The organism is Streptomyces botrytidirepellens (assembly GCF_003721215.1).
Taxonomy (GTDB): Bacteria; Actinomycetota; Actinomycetes; order Streptomycetales; family Streptomycetaceae; genus Streptomyces; species Streptomyces himastatinicus.
This window is the reverse complement of sequence record NZ_RIBZ01000755.1, coordinates 1-9,809: the sequence shown is the minus strand read 5'-3', so window position 1 is coordinate 9,809 and position 9,809 is coordinate 1. Positions and strand designations below refer to the sequence as shown.

9 protein-coding genes are annotated in these 9,809 nt (G+C 74.7%); 2 read left to right on the top strand and 7 right to left on the bottom strand.

Going from position 1 to position 9,809, the window contains the following annotated elements; genetic code table 11:
* Positions 1–24 precede the first annotated feature (24 nt).
* The gene (locus tag EEJ42_RS38465; RefSeq protein ID WP_123106799.1) at positions 25–822 is read right to left on the bottom strand and encodes an MIP/aquaporin family protein; all 798 of its coding nucleotides are present in this window, start codon (positions 820–822) and stop codon (positions 25–27) included.
* 120 nt (positions 823–942) lie between these two features.
* A complete protein-coding gene (locus EEJ42_RS38460) occupies positions 943–1,677 on the bottom strand; it encodes an SseB family protein (protein WP_184503479.1) in 735 nt (244 codons plus the stop codon).
* 96 nt (positions 1,678–1,773) lie between these two features.
* Here EEJ42_RS38460 and EEJ42_RS38455 point away from each other — a divergent pair, with 96 nt between their 5' ends.
* Positions 1,774–2,778, top strand: a complete 1,005-nt coding sequence (locus EEJ42_RS38455; RefSeq protein WP_246097636.1) for a serine hydrolase — start codon at positions 1,774–1,776, stop codon at positions 2,776–2,778.
* Positions 2,779–2,825: 47 nt separating this feature from the next.
* On the opposite strand, the gene mycP is transcribed toward EEJ42_RS38455, so the two are convergent.
* Positions 2,826–4,031, bottom strand: a complete 1,206-nt coding sequence (gene mycP / locus EEJ42_RS38450; RefSeq protein ID WP_123106797.1) for a type VII secretion-associated serine protease mycosin — start codon at positions 4,029–4,031, stop codon at positions 2,826–2,828.
* Positions 4,028–5,146: a hypothetical protein gene (locus EEJ42_RS38445; RefSeq protein ID WP_123106796.1), complete on the bottom strand. Its 1,119-nt coding sequence runs from the start codon at positions 5,144–5,146 to the stop codon at positions 4,028–4,030. The genes mycP and EEJ42_RS38445 overlap by 4 nt, the downstream gene beginning before the upstream one ends.
* Before the next feature lie 271 nt (positions 5,147–5,417).
* Here EEJ42_RS38445 and EEJ42_RS38440 point away from each other — a divergent pair, with 271 nt between their 5' ends.
* A complete protein-coding gene (locus EEJ42_RS38440; protein WP_123106795.1) occupies positions 5,418–6,614 on the top strand; it encodes an amino acid deaminase/aldolase in 1,197 nt (398 codons plus the stop codon).
* Between the two features lie 46 nt (positions 6,615–6,660).
* On the opposite strand, the gene EEJ42_RS38435 is transcribed toward EEJ42_RS38440, so the two are convergent.
* From EEJ42_RS38435 to EEJ42_RS38425, 3 genes are all read right to left on the bottom strand, one after another.
* Positions 6,661–7,623, bottom strand: coding sequence for a DUF2510 domain-containing protein (locus tag EEJ42_RS38435; protein WP_123106801.1), 963 nt, complete (start codon positions 7,621–7,623; stop codon positions 6,661–6,663).
* 92 nt (positions 7,624–7,715) lie between these two features.
* Positions 7,716–8,522 carry a 3-oxoacyl-ACP reductase gene (locus EEJ42_RS38430; RefSeq protein ID WP_246097635.1) on the bottom strand — a complete coding sequence of 269 codons (807 nt, stop codon included), beginning with the start codon at positions 8,520–8,522 and terminating at the stop codon, positions 7,716–7,718.
* A gap of 1 nt (position 8,523) precedes the next feature.
* On the bottom strand, positions 8,524–9,809 hold a 1,286-nt coding region (locus EEJ42_RS38425; protein ID WP_148082178.1), incomplete at its 5' end, for an aldehyde dehydrogenase family protein.

The following is a 9,809-nucleotide window of genomic DNA, read 5'->3' as shown; positions in this document are numbered from 1 at the left end:
GGGCCACCGGGATCGCCCCCGGGCTCATGCCGCCTCCGGTCCCTTGGTCTCGGGCCGGCCCGCCTCGGGGCGGCGCCCGCCGCGCATCCGCCCCCACGGGCCGGGCCGCGGCTCCGTGGCCTGCTCCTCCTCGGCCTGGCCCGCCGGGTGCAGATGCGTGAACCGGTGGACGACGGCCGCGAGCACCCCGCCGACCAGCGGCGCGATCAGGAACACCCACAGCTGGGAGAGCGCCCCGCCGCCCGCGAACAGCGCCGGGCCGAGGCTCCGCGCCGGGTTGACGGAGGTCCAGGTCAGCGGGATGCCGACCAGGTTGACGGCGGCGAGCGCGAGCCCCACCGGCACCGGCTCGATCCCGGCCAGCGTCACCTTCTCGGTCACCATGAGGAAGACGAAGACCAGCAGGAACGTGAGCAGCACCTCGGCCAGGAAGGCCCCGCCCGCGCCGAGGCCCACCGGGGACCGGCCGCCGTAGCCGTTGCTGCCGAACGCGTCGTCCGTACGCAGCCTCGGCACTTGCTTGGCGAGCAGGAACAGCACGGCGGCGCCGACGATCCCGCCGACCAGCTGCGCGACCCAGTACTCGGCGGCCCTGCGGATGTCGATCCGCCCGGCCAGGAGCGCCCCCAGGGTGACCGCCGGGTTGATGTGGCAGCCCGAGATGCGGCCGAACGCGTAGGCGAGCGCAATGAGGATGAAGCCGAAGGCGAGCGAGATGCCGACGGCGTTGATGTAGTCGCCCGCCAGAACCAGGGAACCGACCCCGAAGAGGACCAGCAGCGCGGTTCCGGTGAACTCCGATACGACCGTTCTCGTCTCCATGGCGTTCTCCTCGCATCGCTCGGACCGCCAGTTGCCCTATGCATTGTGGGGCGTATCGGGGGATTTCGCCTGCCGATGACCGTTCCGTCGCAGGTCAGCGGGGGTTTGCCGGGACCGGTGTCAGCGGCTGAAGAGGGGGTCCCCGGGCACCGTCGCGTCCGGCGGCAGCAGCGCCAGGTTCAGCCCGCGCACCAGCCTGGCCCGCAGCGTCTCGTCGGCCGCCAGCGCGCCCGCCACCCGCTGCGCCGTCTCGCGCGCCGGGGCGTGCGGGGCCAGGGCGAGCGCCAGCATGCCGTCGGCGTCCGCGGCCGGGGCCAGATGCGCGCGCACCACCTCGGGTTCGGCGGCCAGCACGGTACGCACCGCCTCGGCGACCGCGGGGTCGGCGAGCGGATCGGTGCTGGTCCGGCCCTCGGCGAGGGCGAGCAGGGCGGGCCCGGTGACCTGGTACGGCACCGGTCCGGCGAGGTCCAGCACCAGGGTGTCCGCCTTCTCGTGCGCGGCCGCCTCCAGCGCCTGCCGCAGCGGTACGGCGACGGGCCGGGCGTCCGGGCGCCAGCGGGCCAGCGTCTCCAGGGAGGTGAAGGCGGGCAGGGCGCGGCGGCCGCCGGGGGCCTCCAGCGTGGGCACGGCCATGTCGCTCGTCTTCTCCCGGCGCAGCCCGTCGGGCCCTTCCTCCACCTCACCGAGGAGGGCGACCACCGGCACGAGCAGTCGCGCCTCGGTGAGCGCGGCCAGCACCTCGGGCTCGGCGGTGCGGTCGTCGGCCCAGGCGGCGAGCGCCGCGGTCAGGCGGGCGTCGGCGGAGCCGTCGTCGCCGGAGAAGCCGGGGTCGGGAATGTTCTTGAGCGCCACTCCACGAGGGTATCGGGGCCGCCGTGAGGTCTTTCTCATGGGTTGTTCATCACCTTGTCTCCCGTCGCGCGGCGGGGCCGTCTAGCCTCGCCCTCCATGGAGACCGACACGTCAGGGGGGCTGGACCGGGGCCGCGGCCCCGGTCGAAGAGCGCGCCGCCCGGCCGTGATCGCGGTCGTGGCGGCACTCGCGATGTCCCTGCTGGGGTGCGGGGTGGGCACCAGTGCACCGACTTCACCGACGAGGACCCAGCTGCGACCGAGCGCCGGGCCGCGGTGTGCGGCGGGCGACATCCAGGGAGGCGACGTGGACCGGGTGACCGAGGTCGGGGCACCTTCGACGGCATCGGTGGCGCCGCCCGCCGCATCGCCCCGTACGCTGCGCCAGGCGCTCGGCCACGCGCTGGCCCCGGTGACCCGCGAGTGCGACGGGGAGTTCGCGGTGGCCCTGCTGGACACCCGGTCGGGGGCGAGCGCGGCGTACGGGAACCGCACGTATGACACGGCGAGCATCGTCAAGGTCGGCATCCTCGCGGCGCTGCTGCTCAAGGCGCAGGACGAGCGGCGCGGGCTGACCGCGAAGGAGCGCGACGCCGCCACCGTGATGATCGAGCACAGCGACAACGGCGCGGCGACCGCACTGTGGAAGGTGATCGGCGGCGCCGACGGGTTCGACGCGGCGCAGCACCGGCTGGGGCTGACCCACACCCGCGGCGGCCGGGCGGGGCTGTGGGGGCTGACCCGGACCACCGCCACCGACCAGCTGAGGCTGCTGCGCGCGGTGTTCGGGGACGGCTCCGCGCTGAACGCGAACTCCCAGGCGTACATCCGGACGCTGATGGGCCGGATCACCACCGGCCAGGACTGGGGTGTCTCGGCCGCCGCCGACGCGGGCGCCGGTACCCGGCTGAAGAACGGCTGGCTGCCGCGCAGCACCACCGGGCTGTGGGACGTCAACAGCATCGGCCAGGTCACCGCGAGCGGGCGGACGTTCCTGGTGGCGGTGCTCTCCGACGGCAGCAAGAACATGAACACCGGAGTGGCCCTGGTCGAGCAGGCCGCGCGGGCGGCCGTGGGTGCGGCCGCGACGCTCCGGGCATGACGGTCCCGTACGGCGGCGCGTACGGCGTGCCGGCGCGTACGGCGTGCTCAGCGCGTACGGGACAGGCGCCGCAGGGCGCGCGGGACGCGCAGCGGGCCCGAGCCGCGCCACAGGACGATTGCGGCGCCCACCAGGCCCGCCCCGGCGACGGCGGCGAACACCGCCGTCTCGTTGACCCCGCCCTCGTCGCCGGAGGCGCCGGTCCGGCTGGGGCCGGAGCCGAAGAAGCGCCGTGACGACGCCGCGGCGGCGGGTTGCTGGGGTTCGGGTTTCGTCTTCGCCGCCGCCTTGAGGGCCGCCGCGGCGTCCACCACGCCCGCGCCCAGCTCGTCGCTGTGTCCGCCGGACGGGCGGCTCCGGGCGGTCTGTTCCAGCAGCTGCCGGACCTGACGCGGGCTCAGGTCGGGGTGGGCGGAGCGGACGAGGGCGGCGACGCCGGAGACGAAGGCGGCGGCCGCGCTGGTCCCCCAGCCCTCGTAGTAGCGCTTGTCGGGGTCGGCTATGACCACGTCGACGCCGGGCGCGGCGACGGTGGCGTACCAGCGGCGGGTGGAGAAGGCGGCGCGGTTGCCGTAGCGGTCGACGGCGGTCACCGCGATCACGCCGGGGTAGGCGGCCGGGTAGGAGACGCGGTCGCCCTTGTCGCCGCCGTTGCCCGCGGAGGCGACCACGACGGAGCCCTTGCGCAGCGCGTACTGCACGGCGGCGTCCTCGGCGGGTTCGGGGTGGGCCGACGCGCTGTCGTCGCCCAGGGACAGGTTGATCACGTCGGCGCCGTGGTCGGCGGCCCAGCGGATGCCCTTCGCGAGCGCGCCGCCCCGGGAGCTGCGCGCCTTGGCGCGCTGCGGGTCGCCGTCCTCCAGGATCACCCGCACCGGCAGGATCTTGGTCTTGGGCGCGACACCCATGACGCCTTCGCTGTCCCCCGCGCCGTGTCCACTGCCCGCAATGATGCCCGCCATCGCGGTGCCGTGCCGGGCCCAGGGGCGGTCGCCGCGCTCGGCGCCGAAGCCGATGAGGTCCTTGCCGGGCAGCACCTGCCCCTTGAGGTCGGGGTGCTGGTCGTCGACGCCGGTGTCCAGGACGGCGACGGTCGTGCCCGCGCCCTTGGTGGTCTGCCACGCCTGGCGGGTGTGGACGGCGTCGAGCGCCCATTCCTGGGCCTGGATGCCGTCGGCCCGGGCAGGGGCGACGGGCACCAGGGTCAGCCCGGCGGCGGCGAGGCTGACGGCGATGCGCCGCGCGGTCCTCATGAGCCGCTCCCCCGCTGCCCGGACGCCTCCGGTGTCTCCGGCGCCTCTGGAGCCTGGGACAGGGCCTGGCGGAAGGCGTCCTCGGCCGCGTCGGTGAGGCCGCGGGCGTCGTTACCGAGGCCGGACTGGGCGGGGGCGGAGGTCGCGCCGCGCCGGGTGGCCTCGCCCGCCGACTGGGGGTCGGTGACCTCGCGTCCGTCGGCGAATCCGGAAACGGCGTAGAGGACGGCGGGTGCGTCGGTCAGGATCCGGATCCGCCAGCTCGCGCGCTGGTCGTCTCCGAAGCGGGCCGCGGCGGTGCCCTTCGCGGCGTACGGACGGGGCATCAGATCGGCGCGTTCGTCCAGCTTGTCGTCGGCGAAGCGCTGCCGCAGGGCCTTCATCCCGGCGGTGTCGGCCGCGGTGATCAGCAGGCCGACGGTGGTCACGCTGGTGCTGGTGGAGTCGGTGTAGGTGGCGCGCAGCAGGCGTTCGCAGCCCACCGGGGAGAGCGCCTTGGTGAGCAGCGGGTCGAAACCGCCGCCGCAGCTGCTGTCGGGGGCGACCGCGACCCGCGTCCAGAGCCGGTCGGCGCCGCCGGGGCCGTCGCCCTTGCCGCGCAGGGTGCGGGGGAACAGGTCGTCCACGGGGACGCTGTGCCAGGCGGCGCGCGTCTTGGCGTAGGTGTCGGCGGCCGAGGGCGGCGCGCCGGGGCTGTCGCCCAGCCAGCTGCCGGCCGCCGCGCCGACGAGCAGCCCGAGGCCGAGGACGAGAGAGATGGCGGCGGCCACCTTGCGGCTGCGCGTGCGGTGATGGCCGGTTCCGGCGCTCGGCGGGGCGGCGGGACGCGGCGGGGTGGTGGGGCGCGGTGGTACGTGCGGTCTGGTGGCGGGCCCGCTGGGGCCGCCGGTGCGGCCGGAGTTCCGTCCGCCGTGGGTGGCGCCCCGGGGGGAGGGGACCTTCGCCGGGACGCCGAGGATGGGGGTGTCCGGGTCCGGGACGAAGCCGGGCGGCCCGAAGACCGGCGGGCCGAAACCGGGCGGGCCGGAGGGTGTGCCGGGCGGGGCGCTCGGCGGGGTGACGTTGCGCGGCGGGGGCGCGGACCGGGGCGTGGGCGCGGTGCGCGGGGGGTGCACAGGGCGAGGTGGGGGCGTACGACGAGAAGAGTGCGCCTGTTCCGCATCCGCGCTCACCGGCACCCCCTCGCGCCCCTCGAGACCTGGTTCACGTCGCTCCGTCCGGTTCGCCGCGCCGCCCCACCGCCTTTCGGGCAGGCGGGCCCGAATACGGACATCACGCCGCTGACCTGCCGGTCGTGGCGTGCGCGACACTCTACGGGGCACCGGGCACCCTCCGCATCGGCTGCCCTCTACCCAGCGGTAATCGCGGTCTGGCAAGCTTCACGACATGTCCTCTTCCGCCGCTGACCGGGCCCGTTACGACCGGGCCACCGCCCATCTCGAAGCACCCGTGGCGATTGTCGACCTGAGGGCCTTCGACGACAACGCACGCGACCTGGTACGCCGGGCGGGAGGCAAGCCGATCCGGGTGGCCAGCAAGTCGGTGCGGTGCCGGGCGCTGCTGGAACGGGTCCTGGCGCGGGACGGGTTCGCGGGCATCATGAGCTTCACGCTCGCGGAGTCCCTGTGGCTGGCCCGCGAGGGCTTCGACGACGTCCTGCTCGCCTATCCGTCCACCGACCGGGACGGCTACGCCACCCTGACCAGCGACCCCAAGCTCGCCGCCGCCGTGACCGTGATGGTGGACGACATCGGCCAGCTCAACCTGATCGAGAGTGTGCGCGCCGGGACCGAAGTGGTCCGGGTCTGCCTGGAGTTGGACACCTCGCTGCGCATGCTGGGCGGCCGGATCCGCGTCGGCGCCCTGCGCTCACCGCTGCGCACGCCCGAGCAGCTGGCCGCGCTGGCGCGGGAGATCGAGCGCCGCCCCGGCTTCCGGGTGGTCGGGCTGATGGGCTACGAGGGCCATGTGGCGGGGGTGGGCGACGCGGTGACCGGCCGTCCGCTGCGCTCCCGCGCGATCCGGCTGATGCAGCGCACCGCGCGCCGGGAGCTGGCGGACCGCCGGGCGGCGGCGGTGCGGGCCGTACGGGCGGTGGCGGACCTGGAATTCGTCAACGGCGGCGGCACGGGCAGCGTGCAGCACACCGCCGCCGAGGACGCGGTGACGGAGATCGCCGCCGGGTCCGGGCTCTACCAGCCGCGGCTGTTCGACAACTACACGTCCTTCCGGGGCCGCCCGGCCGCCCTCTTCGCCCAGCCGGTGGTGCGCCGCCCGGGCGTGGGCGTGGTGACCGTCCTGGGCGGCGGATATCCGGCGTCCGGGGCGGCGGGCCCGGACCGGCTGCCGGTGCCGTATCTGCCGGAGGGGCTGCGTTACGACCCGCAGGAGGGCCCGGGCGAGGTGCAGACCCCGCTGCTGGGCACGCCCGCCGACGATCTGCTGATCGGCGACAGGGTGTGGTTCCGGCACGCCAAGGCCGGTGAGCTGTGCGAGCGGTTCGCGACGCTGCACCTGGTCGAGGACGACCGGGTGGTGGACTCCGTACCGACGTACCGGGGCGAGGGCCGCACCTTCCTGTAGTCCGGGCCCCGCCCCGTCCCCCGTCCCCCGTCCTCAGCGAAGCGGCTTATATGGACCGGCCGTCGCCCGCCAGCGCCTCGATACCCTCGACGATCTTGTCCATGTCGCCGAGCGGCGGTGCCTTGTCGCTCACGTCGAAGCCGAAGCGCACCAGGACCATGGTGTCGGGGACGGTGGGCGACGGGAAGGCGAGGGACTGGACGTATCCGTCGTCGCCCTTCTTCGTGGTGACCTTCCAGCGCACCAGATAGCCCTCCTCCCCCGCGACGTCGACCTCTTCCTCCTTGAGCCGCTTGTGCGAGGAGATCCCGCCGTACGCCTTGCGCTCGGTGTCCTCGTCCGTGCCGTAGGACTCCTCGGCGTTCTGGGCTATGTCCTCCTCGGCGATGCCCTTGGCGGTGTCCGCCTTGAAGCCGCTGGCGGTCCGGGAGAAGGCGCCGCCGCGGACGCACTCGGTGGAGGGGTCGCCCGGGCACGGGTAGCGCGAGGTGGTCACGCCCGCGCCGCCGGCGCTGCTGCGGCCCGCCTGCCAGCCCGACAGCACGGGCAGGCTGATGCCGCTGGCGGCGTCCGGGGCGATGCTCGGGTCGTCGGTGGGCGCCGCGCTGGGGCCGTCGGTGGGCAGGTCGGACGGGGCGTCCGAGGGGGCGTCGTCGCCGTCCCCGGGCGGGGCGGGGGCGGTCGGCAGCGGGTTCGCCCGGTCGCCGTCGTCGCCGCCCCCGCTGTCGCCCAGCAGCACGATCCCGCCGATGATCGCGGCGACCACGGCCCCCACGGACAGCGCGAGCACCGCGACCCGGGGGCCGCGGCCGTTCGCCCGGCCGCCATCCTGGCCGGGCGCGTAACCGGGCCCGTAGCCGGGCGCGGGCGGCGGGCTGAAGGGCGACTCCGCCGGGGCGGTGGTGTCGCGCGTGTACTCGGTCCAGGTGGCCCCGTCCCACCACCGGTGCAGGGCGGGGCCGTGGCCTGTGTAACCGGGATCGGGGTACCAGCCCGGGGGCGTGTTCATGCTCACGCCGTCACCTTATGGCCACGGGTCGGCTCCGTACACCGGGGTTGCGCGGACTGCGCGCCCGGCTACAAGCGGGTCCGCGAGGGCTCCTAGATCGGCGTGACGTACGCCCCGGCGATACCGCCGTCCACAAGGAACTCGGCCGCGTTGATGAACGAGGAGTCGTCGCTGGCCAGGAAGGCGACCGCGGACGCGATCTCCTCCGGTTCGGCGAACCGCCCCACCGGTACGTGCACCAACCGCCGCGCCGCCCGCTCCGGGTCCTTGGCGAACAACTCCTTCAGCAGCGGGGTGTTGACCGGCCCCGGGCACAGCGCGTTGACCCGGATGCCCTCGCGAGCGAACTGCACACCCAGCTCGCGCGACATCGCCAGCACGCCGCCCTTGGAGGCGGTGTAGCTGATCTGCGACGTCGCGGCGCCCATGACGGCCACGAAGGACGCCGTGTTGATGATGGAACCCCTGCCCTGCCGCTGCATGTAGGGCAGCGCGGCCTTGCAGCACAGATAGACGGAGGTGAGGTTGACCTCCTGGACGCGCTTCCAGGCGTCCAGGCCGGTGGTGAGGATCGAGTCGTCGTCGGGCGGCGAGATGCCCGCGTTGTTGAACGCCACGTCGACCGAGCCATAGGTGTCGTACGCGGTCTTGAACAGCGCCTCGACCTGCTCCTGGTCGGTGACGTCCACCTGGACGTAGAGCCCGCCGACCTCGTCGGCCGCGGCCTTGCCCGCGGAGGCGTCGATGTCGGCGCACACGACGCGCGCGCCCTCGGAGGCGAAGCGGCGCGCGGTGGCCAGGCCGATGCCGCTGCCCGCTCCGGTGATGACCGCGGTACGGCCCACCAGGCGGCGGCACACGGGGGTCTCGGCCACAGTTTCGGTCACGGTCTCGGTCACGTCACTGCTCCTCGGTGCTGTTCTCGGTGCTGATGAACACGTTCTTGGTCTCGGTGAAGGCGGTCAGGGCGTCGGGGCCCAGCTCCCGGCCGAGACCGGACTGCTTGTAGCCGCCGAAGGGGGTCGCGTAGCGCACGCTGCTGTGCGAGTTGACGGACAGGTTCCCGGCGGCGACGGCGCGCGAGACGCGCACCGCGCGGCCCACGTCGCGGGTCCAGATCGAGCCGGAGAGGCCGTAGTCGGTCGCGTTGGCCAGCCGTACGGCGTCGGCCTCGTCCTCGAAGGGGAGGACGACGGCCACCGGTCCGAAGATCTCCTCCACGGCGGTGCGGTCGCCGGGCGAGGTGGCCTCCAGGACGGTCGCCGGGTACCAGAAGCCCTTGCCGCCGGGGGCCTCGCCGCGGATGGCGGCGGGCGCGTCCTCGGGGACGTAGGACCGTACGCGCTCCCGCTGCGCGGCGGAGATCAGCGGGCCCATGGCGGTGGCGGGGTCGGCCGGGTCGCCGACCGCGAAGGACCGTACGGCAGGCTCCAGCAGCTCCATGAACCGGTCGTAGACGCCGCGCTGGACCAGGATCCGGCTGCGGGCGCAGCAGTCCTGACCGGTGTTGTCGAGGAACGAACCGGGTGCCGCGGCCGCGGCGCGCTCGATGTCGGCGTCGGCGAAGACGATGTTGGGGCTCTTGCCGCCGAGTTCGAGCGTCACGCGCTTCACGCCCGCCGCGCACTTCGCCATGATCTCCTTGCCGACGGCCGTCGACCCGGTGAAGACGACCTTGGCCACGCCCGGGTGCTCCACCAGCGCGGTCCCGGCCACCGGCCCGGCGCCGGGCAGCACCTGGAACAGCCCCTCGGGCAGCCCGGCGAGGGCGAGTTCGGCGAGCCGGAGCGCGGTCAGCGGGGTGGTCTCGGCGGGCTTGAGGAGGACGGCGTTGCCCGCGGCGAGGGCGGGCGCGGTGCCCCAGCCCGCGATCGGCATCGGGAAGTTCCACGGCGCGATGACGGCGACCACGCCGAGCGGTTCGTGGAAGGTGATGTTCAGGCCGCCCGCGACCGGGATCTGGGCGCCGCTCAGCCGCTCCACTCCCCCGGCCGCGTACTCCAGCAGATCGCGGACGTTGCCCGACTCCCAGCGGGCGTTGCCGATGGGGTGGCCCGCCTCGCGGACCTCCAGCGCGGCCAGTTCCTCGATGTGGTCGTCCACGGTGGCGGCGAAGCGGCGCAGCAGCCGGGCCCGGTCGGCGGGGGCGAGGGCGGCCCAGCCGCGCTGGGCGGTGGCGGCGCGGG